General features: G+C 72.0%; 14 protein-coding genes, 1 pseudogene and 1 riboswitch. Of the genes and pseudogenes, 11 read left to right on the top strand and 4 right to left on the bottom strand.

Features of this window, described 5'->3' with window-relative positions:
- Nucleotides 1-74: 74 nt before the first annotated feature.
- The 8 genes and pseudogenes from HYQ63_RS05840 to HYQ63_RS05805 all read left to right on the top strand — a co-directional run bounded on the left by HYQ63_RS05840 (nt 75) and on the right by HYQ63_RS05805 (nt 7,666).
- Nucleotides 75-1,013 (top strand): DUF881 domain-containing protein, encoded by a 939-nt coding sequence (locus tag HYQ63_RS05840; RefSeq protein ID WP_179932837.1) that lies wholly within the window; start codon nt 75-77, stop codon nt 1,011-1,013.
- Entirely contained in the window at nt 1,010-1,342 is a 333-nt protein-coding gene (locus tag HYQ63_RS05835) for a small basic family protein (protein WP_014058688.1), read from the top strand. Before HYQ63_RS05840 ends, HYQ63_RS05835 begins: the two co-directional genes overlap by 4 nt.
- A gap of 812 nt (nt 1,343-2,154) precedes the next feature.
- Nucleotides 2,155-3,039, top strand: a complete 885-nt coding sequence (locus tag HYQ63_RS05830) for a DUF881 domain-containing protein (RefSeq protein WP_373689200.1) — start codon at nt 2,155-2,157, stop codon at nt 3,037-3,039.
- A gap of 133 nt (nt 3,040-3,172) precedes the next feature.
- A complete protein-coding gene (locus HYQ63_RS05825) occupies nt 3,173-4,027 on the top strand; it encodes a zinc-ribbon and FHA domain-containing protein (RefSeq protein ID WP_257231648.1) in 855 nt (284 codons plus the stop codon).
- A 21-nt stretch (nt 4,028-4,048) separates the two neighbouring features.
- Nucleotides 4,049-4,810, top strand: a complete 762-nt coding sequence (locus HYQ63_RS05820; RefSeq protein ID WP_179932836.1) for a MerR family transcriptional regulator — start codon at nt 4,049-4,051, stop codon at nt 4,808-4,810.
- Between the two features lie 52 nt (nt 4,811-4,862).
- Nucleotides 4,863-5,336: a bifunctional nuclease family protein gene (locus tag HYQ63_RS05815; RefSeq protein ID WP_009713203.1), complete on the top strand. Its 474-nt coding sequence runs from the start codon at nt 4,863-4,865 to the stop codon at nt 5,334-5,336.
- A gap of 168 nt (nt 5,337-5,504) precedes the next feature.
- A pseudogene (locus HYQ63_RS05810) lies at nt 5,505-6,079 on the top strand (MerR family transcriptional regulator).
- Nucleotides 6,080-6,139: 60 nt separating this feature from the next.
- Nucleotides 6,140-7,666 carry a DNA polymerase IV gene (locus HYQ63_RS05805; RefSeq protein ID WP_179932835.1) on the top strand — a complete coding sequence of 509 codons (1,527 nt, stop codon included), beginning with the start codon at nt 6,140-6,142 and terminating at the stop codon, nt 7,664-7,666.
- Here HYQ63_RS05805 and HYQ63_RS05800 read toward each other — a convergent pair.
- Nucleotides 7,642-7,959: a PRC-barrel domain-containing protein gene (locus tag HYQ63_RS05800; RefSeq protein ID WP_063737176.1), complete on the bottom strand. Its 318-nt coding sequence runs from the start codon at nt 7,957-7,959 to the stop codon at nt 7,642-7,644. The two genes, HYQ63_RS05805 and HYQ63_RS05800, sit on opposite strands and share 25 nt — an antisense overlap.
- A gap of 129 nt (nt 7,960-8,088) precedes the next feature.
- Nucleotides 8,089-8,186: riboswitch (glycine riboswitch) on the top strand.
- Nucleotides 8,187-8,375: 189 nt separating this feature from the next.
- Here HYQ63_RS05800 and gcvP point away from each other — a divergent pair.
- Complete coding sequence (gcvP, locus tag HYQ63_RS05795) at nt 8,376-11,282, top strand: aminomethyl-transferring glycine dehydrogenase (RefSeq protein ID WP_179932834.1); 2,907 nt, start codon at nt 8,376-8,378, stop codon at nt 11,280-11,282.
- Between the two features lie 76 nt (nt 11,283-11,358).
- On the opposite strand, the gene HYQ63_RS05790 is transcribed toward gcvP, so the two are convergent.
- Complete coding sequence (locus tag HYQ63_RS05790) at nt 11,359-11,565, bottom strand: DUF5999 family protein (protein WP_009713198.1); 207 nt, start codon at nt 11,563-11,565, stop codon at nt 11,359-11,361.
- Nucleotides 11,566-11,833: 268 nt separating this feature from the next.
- On the bottom strand, nt 11,834-12,421 hold the full coding sequence (locus HYQ63_RS05785; protein ID WP_179932833.1) for a hypothetical protein: 588 nt from the start codon (nt 12,419-12,421) through the stop codon (nt 11,834-11,836).
- Nucleotides 12,422-12,878: 457 nt separating this feature from the next.
- Here HYQ63_RS05785 and HYQ63_RS05780 point away from each other — a divergent pair, with 457 nt between their 5' ends.
- Nucleotides 12,879-14,381, top strand: a complete 1,503-nt coding sequence (locus tag HYQ63_RS05780) for a glutamate--cysteine ligase (RefSeq protein WP_179932832.1) — start codon at nt 12,879-12,881, stop codon at nt 14,379-14,381.
- 18 nt (nt 14,382-14,399) lie between these two features.
- Here the strand turns inward: HYQ63_RS05780 and HYQ63_RS05775 are convergent, their stop codons facing one another.
- Complete coding sequence (locus HYQ63_RS05775) at nt 14,400-16,214, bottom strand: substrate-binding domain-containing protein (RefSeq protein WP_373689199.1); 1,815 nt, start codon at nt 16,212-16,214, stop codon at nt 14,400-14,402.
- A 210-nt stretch (nt 16,215-16,424) separates the two neighbouring features.
- On the opposite strand from HYQ63_RS05775, the gene HYQ63_RS05770 reads away from it, so the two are divergent.
- Nucleotides 16,425-17,237 (top strand): CPBP family intramembrane glutamic endopeptidase, encoded by an 813-nt coding sequence (locus HYQ63_RS05770; RefSeq protein ID WP_373689031.1) that lies wholly within the window; start codon nt 16,425-16,427, stop codon nt 17,235-17,237.
- Nucleotides 17,238-17,259 lie beyond the last annotated feature (22 nt).

The raw sequence follows: 17,259 nt of genomic DNA, 5'->3' as shown, positions 1-17,259 counted from the left end.
GGGGCGCCCTCTCCCCGGCCCGGATCCGGCACGCCGGTGGGGCCATTGGGAGACGGCGCCCCCGACGTGCGACGATGTGCGGCATGTCGCAGCAGCCCCCCGTTCGGAGCACAGAAACGTCGAGCCCGCGCCCGCGCCTCGACGCGTCCATGTCGCTGCTGACCAACGTGATGGACCACAGCCTCGACGACGGCTACGCCGAGGCGGCCGCGCGACGTGGCGAGACCGGCCGGTCCCGTCTGCCGCGCACCCTGCGCGGGCGGATGACGATGGCCCTCGGCCTGGTGATGGTGGCGGTCGTGGTGACCATCGGGGCCGCCGAGGCCCGGATATCGGCGCCGACGCTGGCCAAGGAGCGGGGAGAACTCATCGACCGCATCGAGTCGGGGAACGCGAAGGCGGACGGGCTCGCCAAGAGCGTGGACAAGCTCCGGGGCGACGTGGGGGAGAAGCAGCGGCAGGCGCTTCAGAAGCACGGGGGAGCCAAGGGCGACCTGGTGGCGCTGCTCTCGGGGGCGACCGAGGTGTCCGGTCCCGGGGTCAAGCTGATGGTCAACGATGCCAAGCAGTCCGCGTCGGGGAGCGGCGGGGGCCCCAGGGAGAGCAACGACTTCTCCGATACGGGGCGGGTACGCGACCACGACATGCAGCGCGTCGTCAACGGCCTGTGGGAGTCGGGTGCGGAGGCCATCGCGATCAACGGACAGCGGCTGACGGCACTGTCGGCGATCAGGGCCGCGGGAGACGCCATACTGGTCGACAACAAGCCGCTGGCGCCGCCGTACACGGTGCTCGCGGTGGGGGACGGGCAGCGACTGAGCACCGCTTTCCAGGACAGCGCCGATGGGCAGTACCTGCACGTGTTGCAGGAGAACTACGACATCCGCACGAGCATTTCCGCCCAGGACACGGTCCGGCTGCCTGCCGCGCCGAGCCTGATCGTACGTAGCGCAGAACCCATAGTCGGCGGTGCCGGCAAGGGTGGCACCGAAACAGGGAAGGGCACATCGTGATCGCCGTATTGGGCCTCATCGTGGGAGTCGTGGTCGGGCTTGTGGTCCGACCCGTGGTGCCGACGGTGGTCGAGCCCTATCTGCCGATCGCCGTCGTCGCGGCACTCGACGCCGTGTTCGGCGGCTTCCGGGCGATGCTGGACGGGATCTTCGACGACAAGGTCTTCGTCGTGTCGTTCCTGTCCAATGTGGTGGTGGCCGCACTGATCGTCTTCCTCGGTGACAAGCTCGGCGTCGGCGCCCAGCTGTCCACCGGGGTCGTGGTCGTCCTCGGCATCCGCATCTTCTCCAACGCTGCCGCGATCCGTCGGCACGTGTTCCGGGCGTGAGGCCGATGACGACCGACGACACCCCAGAGAAGCCGGAGCGGCGCGAGACGCCGCGCGAGTCGGAGCGGCCTGAGCAGGCCGGGCAGGACGGGAAGCCCGAGCAGCTCGGGGAGTCCCGTCAGGCCCAGAACTCCGAGCGGCCGGAGCGGCGCGAGACGCCGCGCGAGTCCGAGCGGCCTGAGCAGGCCGAGAAGCCCCGGTCGGCCGAGTCGTCGGCCGAGTCGCCCGAGGAGCGGGCCACAGCGGAGAAGCCGCGAGACTCCGAGCGGCCCGGCGATTCGGTGCGGCGGAGCGGCCCTGAGAAGCCTGGCGCGTCCCAGGAGTCCGCGAAGCCCCGGCAGCAGGACGTACGGGAGCGGCCTGCCGCGCCCGAGCGATCCGCGAAGCCCCGGCAGCAGGACGTATCGGAGCGTTCCGAGGCCCCCGAACGGCCCGCGAAGCCCCGGCAGCAGGGCGCGCCCGAGCGGCCCGCCGGCTCCGAGTCGTCCGGGAAGCCGGGCGCAAAGGGCACGCCGGAGCAGCGGGCGGTGCCGCCGCGGCCGTCGCTGCCCAAGCCGCCGGAGAAGCGCGCGGAGGCGAGCGGGAAGCCCGAGCACCCCGAGGCGGAGGAGCGGCGTAAGGCTGCCCCGCTGAAGCCCCCGGCGCCCCAGGCGACGCGCCCCGGGGCGGGTGGGCCGGGCGGCCCCCGCCCAGCTCCCAGGGCCCCGCTGCCGCAGAGCACCCCGCCCCGCGGCCCGGTCCCCAAGGGTCCGGCTCCCCAGGGCGCCCGGGGCCAGGCCCCCCAGGGCGGCCGGGGTCCGGCGCCCAAGGGCGTGCCGCCCCGGGGGCCGGGTGCGGCGGGTCTGCCCTCGGCGTCGGTGCCGAACGGGCGGCGCCCGGCCGATGGCGCGGGCAACGGCGGCGGGCCGTGGAACGGGTCGGGGCAGCGTGCCGAGGCCGCGCCCGGGGGGAAGCCCGAGGGTGCGAAGGAGGAGGCGCTGACCGGTCGGCAGCGGCTGCTGAAGGGCGTCTGGCCGCCCCGGGTGACCCGGGCGCAGCTGATCGTCGCCGTGCTGCTGTTCGGGCTGGGTCTGGGCCTGGCCATCCAGGTGCGTTCGACCAACGAGAACAGCGTGCTGCGCGGGGCCCGCCAGGAGGACCTGGTGCGGATCCTGGACGAGCTGGACTCGCGCACCCAGCGGCTTCAGGACGAGAAGCGCCGTCTGGAGAACCAGCGCACCGAGCTGGAGAACAGCTCGGACCAGGCGGAGGAGGCCCGTAAGCAGACGCTCCAGAAGGAGCAGCAGCTGGGCGTGCTCGCGGGCACGGTCGCCGCGCAGGGACCGGGGATCACGATCACCATCGACGACTCCCGGGGCTCCGTGGAGGCCGACATGCTGCTCGACACGGTGCAGGAGCTGCGGGCGGCGGGCGCCGAGGCCATCCAGATCGGCAAGGTCCGGGTGGTCGCCAACTCCTACTTCTCGGACGCGGGCGGCTCGGTGGAGATCGATGGACGGAAAGTGACGCAGCCGTACGTCGTGAAGGTGATCGGCAAGCCGGAGGATCTGGAGCCCGCGCTGAATATTCCGGGCGGAGTGGTGCAGAGTCTGGAGAAGGAGCAGGCCACCGTGTCCGTTCGGAGGGAGAAGAAGATCGTTGTGGATGCCTTGCGGTCAGGGAAGCGCCCTGACTACGCTCGGTCGTCATCACGGTGAGGCGGTTCGATATGAGGGTCTCTCGGCGAGACCATGTGGATGCGGGGGGTCGACGCACCAGAAGAGTCGCGCGTGATGGAAACTGTCTGGTGGTCACGGACGTTGTGAGGATGTCCGGACCGTCTGCTGGTGTGTGCATCGAGGGTTTGTCCTGCCCCACGGGCGGGTCTGTTTCAGTCAAGGGGAATCGCCCGTGAAGTTGTTCGGGAAGTTGTTCGGGAAGAGTGCACGCCAGGACGGCGGCAGCAGCACCGCTCGCCACCGCGCGGGGCGTGGTGCGGACGAGAGCGGAGGGGGGAGCGAGGAGCGCCCGCTGTTCCGGGATCAGGTCGGCGGCCAGGGCGGTGACATTTCGGGCGGCCAGGGCGCGTCTTCTGTTGACCCCTCGGCGGCCGGGCGCATAGGTTTCGAGGACTCATCGGCCTCGCGTAGTGGTGGAGGTCCCGGATTGCCTGTTTGTACGAGGTGCGGGCATCGGAACGCGGAGGACAGCCGGTTCTGCTCCAACTGCGGCGCGCCGCTGCGGGGCCAGGCGCCCTCGGAGCGTGCCTCGGAGACCACGTCGACGATCTCCATCTCCGGCATCGAGGCGTACGACTCCGAGGTGACCGGGCAGACGCCGCTGCCGTCGCTCAGCCCGGAGGCCCAGGCCGCAGTGGAGGCGCTGCCGCTGGGTTCCGCGCTGCTGGTGGTCCGCCGCGGGCCGAACTCGGGCAGTCGTTTCCTGCTGGACAGCGATCTGACCACGGCCGGCCGTCACCCCCAGAGCGACATCTTCCTGGATGACGTGACGGTCTCCCGCCGCCATGTGGAGTTCCGGCGCGGCCAGGACGGCAGCTTCACCGTCGCCGACGTCGGCAGCCTCAACGGGACGTATGTCAACCGGGAGCAGATCGACGCGCCGGTGGTCCTGACCAGCGGCGACGAGGTGCAGATCGGTAAGTACCGGCTGGTCTTCTACCCGAGCCAGCGGGGCGTCGGCATCTGACCCGTCAGGGGAGGTCCGTCCATGCTTCAGACACCGTCGGGCGGTGCCGGTACCGGCACCGCCCCCGCGGGCGGCCGGTCCATGAGCATCGGCACCGTGCTGAATCTGCTGCGCGACGAGTTCCCCGAAGTCACCATCTCCAAGATCCGCTTCTTGGAGGCCGAAGGACTGGTGGAGCCGCGGCGCACGCCGTCGGGCTACCGCAAGTTCAGTCAGGAGGATGTGGAGCGGCTCGCTCTCATCCTCCGCATGCAGCGTGACCACTACCTGCCACTCAAAGTCATCCGGGAGCACCTGGAGGCCCTGGAGCGGGGTGAGCGGCCGCAGCTTCCTGCCGTTTCGCCGGGGGCGCGGCCGCACGAGCTGCTGGAGCCGGGAGCCGACCGGGGGGCGGTGCCTCCCGACAGCCCGACCGTGGCCCGGGTGGGCCGGGCCGAGCTGCTGGCATCCGCGCAGGTCAGCGAGGAGGAGCTGGCCGATTGGGAGTCGTACGGGCTGATCGCGCACGACGACGACGGCGGTTACGACGTCGAGGCGGTGACGGTCGCCCGGCTGCTCGCCGAGCTGGGCCGCTTCGGTCTGGAGCCACGCCATTTGCGGATCATGAAAGCGGCCGCGGAGCGCGAGGCCGGACTGGTCGAGCAGGTGGTCGCGCCGCTGCGGCTGCATCGAAACCCGCAGACCAGAGCGCATGCGGAGGCCAGCGCGCGCGAGCTGGCGACGCTCTCCGTCCGGCTGCACGCGGCCCTGGTGCAGTCGGCTCTGCGGGCCGCCGCGCACTGACCGATCCGGCCCCGACTATCCAAACCGGCCGGGCACGTCCTAGGGTTGCTGTGTGAACGAGCTCGACGTCGTGGGTGTCCGGGTGGAAATGCCCTCCAACCAACCGATCGTGCTCCTGCGTGAAGTGGGAGGCGACCGCTACCTCCCCATCTGGATCGGACCAGGGGAGGCGACCGCGATCGCCTTCGCACAGCAGGGCATGGCTCCGGCACGCCCGCTGACCCACGACCTTTTCAAAGACGTACTCGAAGCGGTCGGCCAGACGCTCACGGAGGTCCGGATCACGGATCTGCGGGAGGGAGTCTTCTACGCCGAGCTGGTCTTCGCCAGCGGTGTGGAGGTCAGCGCGCGGCCGTCCGACGCCATAGCGCTCGCGCTGCGCACCGGGACGCCGATCTACGGCAGCGACGGCGTGCTGGACGACGCCGGTATCGCCATCCCGGACGAGCAGGAGGACGAGGTGGAGAAGTTCCGCGAGTTCCTCGACCAGATCTCGCCCGAGGACTTCGGAAGCAGCAGCCAGTGATGCGGTCTGCCGGACCTCGCTAGCGCATTCGAGTAGCCTTTCCCGGACGAGGGACACGGGAAACCACTCTCAGGGTGATTATCACTCGGCGTGCCGAGTGTGGCGATCGTTGACGCACCCCGGGTGACTGCCTACCTTCGAGAAGGCAGGTCGAGGACGGAGGTCGGCGTGAGAAGCACCGGCGACGGCACGGCAGCCGGCGGTCCGTATACGCTCCAGGGGAGCGCACCGGCCGATCCGGCACTGAAGGCTCGGGTCGCGGCACAGCCCACGGCACCACGGGAGCCCGCCGCGGGGGGTACGGAGACGGTCGGCTACCGCGGACCCACCGCGTGCGCCGCCGCGGGCATCACCTACCGCCACCGGCTGGACGAGCGTGCCCGGCGCGCAGCCAGCGGCTGCAGCTGACGTGGGAGATCGTCAAGCGGCTGCTGGACACCGGCGTGTCCCTCCAGAACATCCGGGCCGCCGTCCAGCACCTGCGCACCCGGGGCCTGGACGACCTGGCCCAGATGACGCTGATGAGCGACGGCGCGACGGTGTACGAGTGCACCTCGCCGGACGAGGTCGTGGACCTCCTCCAGGGCGGCCAGGGCGTCTTCGGGATCGCCGTGGGCGTGGTGTGGCGGGACGTGGAGAGCGCGCTGTCCCAGCTGCACGGGGAGCGGGTGGACACCGGCGAGACCCTGGTGGGCCACAACCCCGCCGACGAACTCGCCCGGCGCCGCAACCGGGCCGGCTGAGAGCGCTCCCACCCCGCAGCCGGGCGCCGATTGTCAGTGGTGTGCGGCAGCATCGAACGTGTGAGGGGTGCGCCGACGATTCTCCATCTGGACATGGACGCCTTCTACGCCTCGGCGGAGCAGGCGGCCAAGCCCAGCCTGCGCGGGAAGCCGGTGATCGTGGGGGGCCTCGGGCCGCGCGGGGTGGTGGCCACGGCCTCGTACGAGGCCCGGGTGTTCGGGGTGCACTCGGCCATGGCGATGGCCCAGGCCCGCAGGCTCTGTCCGAACGCGGCCTACCTCACCCCCCGCTTCTCGCTCTACCGCCAGGTCAGCGACCAGGTCATGGGGCTGCTGCGGGCGCTGTCGCCACTGGTGGAGCCGCTGAGCCTGGACGAGGCGTTCGTGGACCTGGAGGCGGGCGGCACCGAGTCCCGGGTGGCGGCGGCGCGGGCCGTGGCGGAGCGGCTGCGGGCCGACATCCGCGCGGTGACCGGGCTGACCGGCTCGGTGGGCCTGGCCGGTTCCAAGATGCTCGCCAAGATCGCCTCCGAGCAGGCCAAGCCGGACGGCCTGGCGGTCATCGAGCCCGGCACGGAGCGGGAGCTGCTGGACCCGATGCCGGTGCGCACCCTCCCGGGCGTCGGCCCGGCCACTGCGGAGGCGCTGCGCCGGGCCGGTATCCACACCGTCGCCGAGACCCGGGAGGCGGGCGAGGCGGAGCTGGTCCGGCTGCTGGGCCGGGCCCACGGGGCGTCGCTGCACCTGATGGCCAGCGGGCGGGACGAGCGGCCGGTGGTCGCCGAGCGGGACGCCAAGTCCATCTCGGTGGAGGACACCTTCGACGTCGACGTGACCGACCGGACCCGGGTGCAGCTGGAGGTGGCGCGGCTGGCCGACCGCTGTGTGCGGCGGCTGCGTGAGGCGGGCCGCTCGGGGCGCACGGTCGTGATCAAGGTGCGGCGGTACGACTTCTCGACGCTGACCCGTTCGGAGACCCTGCGCGGGCCGACCGACGACCCCGGCGTGGTCAGGGAGGCCGCGGCGCGGCTGATCGACGGGGTGGACACCACGGCGGGCGTGCGGCTGCTGGGGGTGGGCGTGTCGGGGCTCGCGGACTACACGCAGGAGGATCTGTTCGCCCAAGCCGCCCAGGCCGCCCAGGCCGCCCAGGCCGCCCAAGCCGCTGAGGCCGCTCACGACGCCGTGGAGGGCCCGGAGAGGGGTTCCGGCGCCGAGGTGCCGGAGCCGGAGGGCCCGGGCGCCTCAGAGGCCGCTGAGGGCTCCGGGAGGCCACGGGTGTGGCTGCCGGGGGCCGATGTGCGGCACGCGGAGTACGGGGCGGGCTGGGTGCAGGGCAGCGGGGTGGGGCGGGTGACCGTGCGGTTCGAGGTGCCCTGGTCGGGGCCCGGCCGGGTGCGGACGTTCGCCGTGGACGACCCGGAGCTGGAACCGGGCGAGCCCCTGCCGCTGGTCCGGCCCCCCGAAAGCGCCGAGCCCCCCGAGCCCCCCGGGCATCCCGCCGGGGCGCCGGGCGACGGGCCCGGTGGGAGCGAACGGCCCGGTGGGGGCCGGGGGCGGGGTCAGCCGGTGACGTCGAGCCCGTAGTGGTGGTAGAGCTGGAGCTCCTGCTCCGGGGAGAGATGGCGGCCGACGCCGAGGTCCGGGGCGTCCTTGATCAGCGCCCGGTCGTACGGCACCCGCAGCGTGTCGCCGACGACCTCGCTCGGTTCGAGCGGTACGAAGACGTCCCGGCTGAACAGGCCGGTGCGTACCGCCGCCCACTCGGGCTCGCCGGTCGCGTCGTCGAGGTAGACCTCGTCCACAGTGCCGATCTTGGCGCCCTCGCGGTCGAATGCCTTGCGGCCGATCAGGGTCCGCGGGTCGATGTCCGTCTGCACGCTCTCTCCCACAGGTGGCGATGATCCGGTGATACCTACCAAAAGCCACATCCTCGTACGCGGCCACTCGAGCACCTGGCGGCCAACCCCTCCCGGCAGTAGCCGCGCTGGTACGCTGGCTGTGGCTGCAGACCCCGTGCGGGAGAGTCCTCCGACAATGGAGTCGGAGGCGCCGAAGGAGCAAATCCTCCCCGGAATCTCTCAGGCACACGTACCGTGCGGGCGAGGTCACTCTGGAAAGCAGGGTGGGCCACGGGGAGCACAGCTCCGGAACCCCTCCTCACCGACGGTGAAAGCCGGTCAGGCACGAACGGGCCGGTGAAGCTCTCAGGTTGAGATGACAGAGGGGGAGGCCGTCCGGGCACCCGCGCCGCGGTGCCCCTCGCCGGTCGTCACAGACCAGGAGGCCCCCGCAGATGACCACCCACCGCATCTCGCTCGCCGAACTGGAGCGCGGTACTCCATTCGAGCAGCGTCACATCGGCCCCGACGCCGGAGCGCAGGCCAAGATGCTGGCCCAGGTCGGCTTCGGCTCCCTCGACGAGCTGACCGCCGCCGCCGTACCCGAGGTCATAAAGAGCGCCGAGGCGCTTCGGCTGCCGCCGGCCCGCAGTGAGGCCGAGGTCCTCGCCGAGCTGCGCGCGCTCGCCGACCGCAACCAGGTGCTGCCGTCCATGATCGGCCTCGGCTACTACGGCACCTTCACCCCGCCGGTGATCCTGCGCAACGTCCTCGAGAACCCCGCCTGGTACACCGCCTACACCCCGTACCAGCCGGAGATCTCCCAGGGGCGTCTGGAGGCCCTGCTCAACTTCCAGACCGTCGTCGCCGATCTGACCGGCCTGGACACCGCCGGGTCCTCGCTGCTGGACGAGGCCACGGCCGCCGCCGAGGCCATGGCGCTGTCGCGGCGCGTCGGCAAGGTCAAGGAGGGCGTCTTCCTGGTCGACGCCGACTGTCTGCCGCAGACCATCGCGGTGATCGAGACCCGCGCCGAGCCGACCGGCGTCGAGGTCGTGGTCGCCGACCTGACCGACGGCATCCCGGACGAGATCGCCGAGCGCGGTGTCTTCGGCGTGCTGCTCCAGTACCCGGGCGCCTCCGGCGCCGTCCGCGACCCGCGCCCGGTCATCGAGCGGGCCCACGAGCTGGGCGCGATCGTCACCGTCGCCGCCGATCTGCTCGCGCTCACCCTGCTGACCTCGCCCGGGGAGCTGGGCGCGGACATCGCGGTCGGCAGCACCCAGCGGTTCGGCGTGCCCATGGGCTTCGGCGGCCCGCACGCCGGGTTCATGTCCGTGCGCGCCGCCCACGCCCGCAGCCTGCCCGGCCGCCTCGTCGGGGTCTCGGTGGACGCGGACGGGGACAAGGCGTACCGGCTGGCGCTCCAGACCCGGGAGCAGCACATCCGCCGCGAGAAGGCCACCAGCAACATCTGCACCGCGCAGGTCCTGCTCGCGGTGATGGCCGGAATGTACGCGGTCTACCACGGCCCGGACGGGCTCGCGGGCATCGCCCGCCGCACCCACCGCTACGCCACCGTCCTCGCCGAGGGGCTGCGGGCGGGCGGCGTCGAGGTGGTGCACGGCGCCTTCTTCGACACCCTCACCGCGCGCGTCCCCGGCAAGGCCGCCGATGTCGTCGCCGCCGCCCGGGAGGCCGGGGTCAACCTCCGGCTGACCGACGCCGACCACGTGGGCATCGCGTGCGACGAGACCACCGGGCGCGCCCAGCTGGCCGCCGTATGGTCCGCCTTCGGCGTCGACGGCGGAGACGGAACCAGCGCTCCCGGCATCGACGAGCTGGATGCCGCGACGGCCGACGCGCTCCCCGCGGAGCTGCTCCGCTCGGACACGTACCTGACCCACCCGGTCTTCCACCAGTACCGCTCCGAGACCGCGATGCTGCGCTACCTGCGGCGGCTGGCCGACCGGGACTACGCCCTGGACCGGGGCATGATCCCGCTCGGCTCCTGCACCATGAAGCTCAACGCGACCACCGAGATGGAGCCGGTCACCTGGCCGGAGTTCGGCGCGCTGCACCCCTTCGCGCCGGTCGAGCAGGCCCACGGCTATCTGACGCTGATCCGCGAGCTGGAGGAGCGGCTGGCCGACGTCACCGGCTACGACAAGGTCTCCCTCCAGCCGAACGCCGGATCGCAGGGCGAGCTGTCCGGGCTGCTGGCCGTGCGGGCGTACCACCGGGCCAACGGCGAGCCGCAGCGCACCGTGTGCCTGATCCCGTCCTCCGCGCACGGCACCAACGCGGCCAGCGCCGTCATGGCGGGCATGAAGGTCGTCGTCGTCAAGACCGGCGAGGACGGCGAGGTCGACGCCGCCGACCTGCGCGCCAAGATCGAGCAGCACGGCGAGCAGCTGGCCGTCCTCATGGTCACCTACCCGTCCACCCACGGCGTGTTCGAGGAGCACATCACCGAGATCTGCGCGGCCGTGCACGACGCGGGCGGCCAGGTGTACGTGGACGGCGCCAACCTCAACGCGCTGGTCGGGCTGGCCGAGCCCGGCCGGTTCGGCGGCGACGTCTCCCACCTCAACCTGCACAAGACGTTCTGCATCCCGCACGGCGGCGGCGGCCCGGGCGTCGGCCCGGTCGCGGTGCGCGAGCACCTCGCGCCGTACCTGCCCAACCACCCGCTTCAGCCCGCCGCGGGCCCGGCCACCGGCGTCGGCCCGGTCTCGGCCGCGCCGTGGGGCTCGGCGGGCATCCTGCCGATCTCCTGGGCGTACATCCGGCTGATGGGCGCCGAGGGGCTGCGCCGCGCGACCCAGACCGCGGTGCTCGGCGCCAACTACATCGCCAAGCGGCTGGAGCCGCACTACCAGGTGCTCTACACCGGGCCCGGCGGGCTGGTGGCGCACGAGTGCGTGGTGGATCTGCGGCCGCTCACCAAGGCGACCGGGGTCACGGTCGACGATGTGGCCAAGCGCCTGATCGACTACGGTTTCCACGCGCCGACGATGTCGTTCCCGGTCGCCGGGACGCTGATGATCGAGCCGACGGAGAGCGAGGACCTGGCGGAGCTGGACCGGTTCTGCGAGGCGATGATCGCGATCCGCGCCGAGATCGACAAGGTCGGCTCGGGGGAGTGGAGCAAGGACGACAACCCGCTGCGGAACGCGCCCCACACGGCCGCCACGCTGAGCGGGGCGTGGGACCACCCGTACACCAGGGAAGAGGCGGTCTTCCCGGCCGGAGTCTCGGCCGCCGACAAGTACTGGCCGCCGGTGCGGCGGGTCGACGGGGCGTTCGGGGACCGCAACCTCGTCTGCTCGTGCCCGCCGATGGAGTCGTACGAGAACTGAGCACAACGATGGGGCCGGTTCGGCGGGTGCTCGCCGGGCCGGCCCCTGGTTATGCCATGCCGTCCAGGTGGTCAGCCTAGGCGGCGGTCACGACGTGCTCGGTGGCGAGCGGTCGGCACGGGGCGATGATGCGCCCGTCCGGCAGCAGCTCGCCGGTGTCCTCGAAGAGCAGGACACCGTTGCACAGCAGGCTCCAGCCCTGCTCCGGGTGGTGCGCCACGAGATGGGCGGCCTCCCGGTCGGCGGAGTCGGCTGACGGGCACGGTGGTTGATGCTGGCACATGGCGAGGTTCTTTCGCTGCGGTGAGGTGTATGTCCTGCTGCTCGCTGCGGCGTTCATGTTGGCCGCCCCCCGTTGTGTGTCGGTCGGATGCTCCCAGTGTTGCCCTGCGGCACGGATTCCGCAGGGATTTCGCGGCACCGGTCTTGCTAGATAATGACGCATCACCCGACCGGACGGTTCACCGTGGCGGGACTGTTACCCGGCCGCAGCGCGGCGCCCCGTGGCCCGCCGGGCCACGGGGCGCGCCATCCGTCGTGGAAGGGGCAGGTCAGGCCGGGGAGCCCAGCAGCGGGGCCGGGGTCAGCCGATGGGTGAGGACGGACAGCAGATCGGCCGCGGGGTGCGGGTGGTGGGCCGCGATGCCGGGCGGTGCCGGGGCGAGCGGCACCAGCAGGTCCCCGGTCTCGATGCCGCCCTCGGCGGCGTCCGCGGCGGGGTCGCCGTGCAGCCACAGCGCGACCATGTACAGCTCGGGAATGGACAGCAGCCTCGGCTGGTACGCCGACGGCAGCGACTCGGCCTGGCGCAGGGCGAGTTCGGCGGAGGCCACGTACGGTCCCTCGGAGAAGTGCGAGAAGGCCCAGCCGTCGGCGGTGAGTCTGGCCTCGGCGGCGGCCACCGTGCGGTCGCCGTCGCGGAGCATGAACCGCCAGCCGGTGAGTCTGACCTGCGGCGGGCCGGCGGGTGTGGTGATGTCGTCCAGGACGTGGACGGGGAGCGGGAGTTCGGGTTCGAAGGGGCCGGGAAGGGAGCTGAGTGCCGGGGTACGGACCTCACGGACAGCGGTGGGGGAACCAAGGGCCGTGAGGACGCTGCGCAGGGCGGGCGCGGGGGCCGGGGGCACGAGCAGCGGCATGGTGGGTCGCCTCTCACTTCGGAGACACGGTGGAGCGATAGCGGGCCAGGGTATGGACGCGCGCTGTCGGTGTACGTAGCTCGGTACGCGGGTCAGAGGGGGCCGGGACGAACTGTCCGGGCGTTATCTCTCTGCCTCGTAAAGCGAGTTTATACGACTCATGTTCCGGCCGTGTTTCGGCTACCTGTCCCCGATATTGCGCACAAGGTGCTTTCAGGTCCGTGCGGGCGCGGGGATTTCCCCCGATTCGGTGCTGGATGCACGGATATGACCTGGCGGTTTACGTCCGCCGCGGTAGGCTGGATCCCACCGATCCATTTTCCTGGAGCAATGCGCCGCTCTTGAGAGCCTACCGGCTGGGCGGGCCGCGCGGGGCGTTATCGATCACATTGGCGGGCATCATCGAGCGTGGTGTGCGCGGTGCGGGCGCCGATGATCCACTCGAGGAGGTGCTCCGATGGGGGAGAAGGTCGTAGCCGGTGAGTTCGATCCGTCGGGTCGGCAGCGGCAGCGCGGGCGGTTGCGGCAGTGTCTCGACGCGCTGTCCCGGCTCCTGGCCGACAAGCGATTCGACCGCCCGAAGAATCTCATGGGGCTGGAGATCGAGCTGAATCTCGCAGGCGCCGACGGGCTGCCGAGGATGATGAACACAGAGGTTCTGGAGCGCATCGCGAGTCACGATTTCCAGACCGAACTCGGACAGTGCAATCTTGAAGTGAACATCGTGCCGCACCGTTTGCACGGCAGGGTTCTCGATCAGCTCTCGGAAGAGTTGCGAACGGGACTGTCATATGCCGACCGCAAGGCGCGCGAGGTGTCCTCCGAGATCGTGATGATCGGAATTCTGCCGACGCTGGCCACCCGGGATCTCGGATCGGCCAACCTGTCCTACGACGACCGTTACAAACTTCTCAACGAACAGATGCTGGCCGCCCGCGGCGAGGATTTCCTCATCGATATCGAGGGCCGGGAGCGCATCAGCTACGCCAGCGCCAGCATCGCCCCCGAGGCCGCCTGCACCTCCGTCCAGCTGCACCTCCAGGTCACCCCCGGACGCTTCGCCGCCGTGTGGAACGCGGCGCAGGCCGTGGCCGCCGTGCAGATCGCCATCGGCGCCAACTCCCCGTTCGTCTTCGGCCGTGAGGTGTGGCGGGAATCCCGCCCGCCGCTGTTCCTCCAGTCCACCGATGTGCGCGCACCGGAATACGCGACGCAGGGGGTGCGGCCGCGCACCTGGTTCGGCGAGCGCTGGATCACCGACGCGTACCAGCTCTTCGAGGAGAACCTGCGCTACTTCCCCCCGCTGCTGTCCACCGGCGCCGACGAGGAGCCGCTGCGGATCCTGGACGAGGGCGGTGTGCCCGACCTCCAGGAGCTGGTGCTGCACAACGGCACGATCTACCGCTGGAACCGGCCCGTCTACCAAGTCGTGGACGGCGTGCCGCATCTGCGGGTGGAGAACCGGGTGCTGCCCGCGGGCCCCACGGTCACCGACGTCATCGCCAACGCCGCCTTCTACTACGGGCTGGTCAGGGCGCTCGCCGAGGAGCCCCGCCCGGTGTGGACCCGGCTGCCGTTCAGCGCCGCCGCGGCCAACTTCGACGCCGCGTGCCGCCACGGCATCGACACGGTCCTGCAATGGCCGAAGCCCGGCCGTTCCTCGTCCCTGGCACGTACTCCCGCCGTACGGCTGGTCCTCGAGGAACTGCTGCCGCTGGCCGCCGCCGGACTGGACGCGTGGGGCGTCGAACCCGCCGACCGCGACCGCTACCTCGGGGTGATCGAGCAGCGCTGCGCCCTGCGCGTCAACGGCGCGTCGTGGCAGGCCGCGACCTACCACCGGGCGCGGGACAGCGGGCTGGGGCGGGACGCCGCGCTCGCCGCCATGACCCGCCGCTACTGCGCCCTGATGCGGACGGACGCCCCGGTCCACACCTGGCCCGCGGATCTCTCCGCTTGAGACGCCCCGGAGGCGAACTCAGGAAGGGGGCGCGCCCGCTTCGCCCGCGGCGACGATGGCCTTGAGCATGGCCGTGTTGATCTGCGCGGGGTCGTTCACCTGCTGTGCCGATCCGCCGGTCGCCTGCGCGATCTCGCGGCACGCGGCCCGGTCGGCGTCCGGGCCGACCGCGATGGCGATGAGCGGCACCGGGCGGTCCGGGTCGACCAGCCGCTTCAGCTCCTTCACCAGCGCGGTGCGCGAGATGCTGCCCGGATCCTGGTTGGCGCCGTCGGTGAGGATCACCACCGCGTTGAACTTGCCCCGTACGAACGTCTCCTGGGCCTTCTTGTAGGCGGCCAGCGTGGTGTCGTACAGCCCGGTCGAGCCCTCGGGGAGCGGTTTCAGCGCGTCGAAGGCGGCCGTCAGCTCGTCGCGCTGGCCGGTTCCGTCCGGGGTGCGCGCCCCGAGGCGGCGGGTCGCGACCAGTTCGCGGTAGTCGCGGTCGCCGTCCAGCTCGGTCGAGAACTCCCACAGCCCGATCTCGTCCCCGGGGGTGAAGCGTGAGAGGGCCTGCCGCAGCGACGCCTTGGTGACGTCCATCCGGCTCTGCCCGGGGCGGCCCGGCACCGGGTCGCTCATCGAGGCCGAGGCGTCGACGACGGTGTTCAGCCGGGCGCTCTGCACGGTGATGGTCCACATGCCCAGGGCCGCTTCCACCTCCCGGGCGGACGGCCCGGGGGAGGGCGTGACCGCGTACGGCTGGGGGGTGCGGCCGCCCGCGGCCTGCGCCACGGGCTCGCTGACCTTGCCGTCCGCCGTCCGGAAGCCGTCCTTCTTCAGGGCCCGGCGGCCGCGGGGGTCGGTGAGCAGCGTCAGGAAGCGGGTGGCGGCCCGCGCCCGTACGGTCGTCAGCTCGCGGTCGTTGAGCACCGTGTACGGGTAGTCCAGCTCGGCCGTGCCGTCCTTCGGGAAGAACAGGTCGAGGCGGGAGGCGTCGTCGGCCTCCGCGTTGTGGGCGAAGGCGGCCTGCTCGGACAGGACCACCGCCTGGTTGCGCCGGGGCACCGTCTCCAGCAGGGCGGCGTCGGTCCTGGCGGCCCGCTGGGACAGCAGCTTGGCGCTGGCCGCGGCGCGGGCATCGGTCGCGGCCTTGCCGTCGGCCGAGCCCGCCTTCGCGATGGAGCCGTTGATCCGGGCGAGGGCCAGCAGCCCGGTGGCGCTGCGCGCCGGGTCGGCGGTGCCCAGCCGCGGGCTGTCGCCGCCGCTTCCCGCCGCGGCCAGCTCCGCCCAGTCGTAGGTCTTCTCCGGCCAGCCCAGCCGGTCGGCGGCCGCGGAGGTGGTGGCGACCGCGACCGGGGAGGAGGCGATCCCGCCGAGCGTGTCCAGGGGCGCGGCGCTGACCGGGGAGGTCGCCGCGCGTTCGACCCAGACGCTGGAGTCCGGCACCCACACCTGGAACCCCGGGGTGCGGCCCGCGTCGCCGAGTGCGTTCGCGACCTCGTACGCCGGGCGGCTGGTGACCTTCACGTCCAGACAGCGGCCATCGGACCGGACGCCCTCCCTCCGGGCGCCGTCGGCCACGGTGCGCAGCGCCGGGGCGATGTCCGGGGACGCGGCCACCGAGAGCCGCACCGCGTTGCTCCGGCAGGACTCGGCGGAGGGCAGCAGCCCGCCGCGTAAGACCACGACGGCGCCGGTCGCGACGGCGAGCACCAGCGCTGTGGAGATCGCCACGGTCCGGCGTCGGGAGGACGCGCCGGGTCTGGACCCCGTATTGTCCGGTGCGGAGTGATCGATACGCCCAGAGCGATCCGTGTGATCCGCGTGATCGGTGTGATCGGCGCGGTCCATGGCATCGAATATGCCGGAGTAGTCGGGACCGTCGGATTCGTCGGGCTGGCTGTGGCGTCCCATGGCGATCTGTCTCTCCTGGAAGATGACGCTGTCAGGAGGGCGGCGCGCCGGCGGATGGCGCCCGGCCCAGCCTGCTCGTGCGCGATCTCGGATGTGTTTTCGAGACCTTAGCGGGGCGGGCGCGCCGATGAGGCGGGAAGAGCGGAAGTGGAGGCAGGAGTGCAGTCAGAGGCGCGTGGGACGGAGCTGCCCGCGATCGAGGGCGACCTGCCGCGACGGATCCTGCGCAACGAGACGCTGCTCGTACTGGCCCTGTCGCTCGGCGCGAGCGCCCTGTCCGCGCTGATCAGTTTCATCGGCTCGGTGACCAAGCCCGGCGGGCTCAAGGACCAGGCGGCCACCCTCAACGGCTCCCAGGCGCCCGGCCGCCCGTGGCTGGACCTCGCCTGGCAGCTGTTCGGGATCGCGACCGCGCTGGTGCCGGTCGTGCTCGTGGCCCATCTGCTGCTCCGCGAGGGCGCTGGGCTGCGCGCGATCGGCTTCGACCGCACCCGGCCGCGCTCCGACCTGGCCTGGGGCGCCGCGGTGGCGGCGGGCATCGGCGGCACCGGGCTGCTGCTCTACCTGGGCGCGCGGGCGGCCGGCGGCAATCTGACGGTGGTGCCCGAGGCGCTGCCCGACGTGTGGTGGAAGCTGCCCGTGCTCATCGTCTCCGCCGTGCAGAACTCCGTGCTGGAGGAGGTGATCGTGGTCGGCTATCTGCTGCGCAGGCTCGGGCAGTTGGGCTGGACGCCGATGGCGGCGCTGGTGGCCAGCTCGGTGCTGCGCGGCTCGTACCACCTGTACCAGGGGATCGGCGGCTTCTTCGGCAACATGGCGATGGGCGTCGTCTTCGTCCTGCTCTACCGCAGGTGGGGGCGGGTCGGGCCGCTGGTCGCCGCGCATGCGCTGATCGACATCGTGGCGTTCGTCGGCTACGCCCTGCTGGCGGGCAAGGTGGGCTGGCTGCCCACCGCCTGACCCGCCCGCCCCCGGCGGGCCC

It is taken from the genome of Streptomyces sp. Rer75 (genome assembly GCF_013414305.1).
GTDB lineage: Bacteria > Actinomycetota > Actinomycetes > Streptomycetales > Streptomycetaceae > Streptomyces > Streptomyces himastatinicus.
Note: the sequence above shows the minus strand (reverse complement) of the source record. Positions and strands in the feature narration are given on the sequence as shown.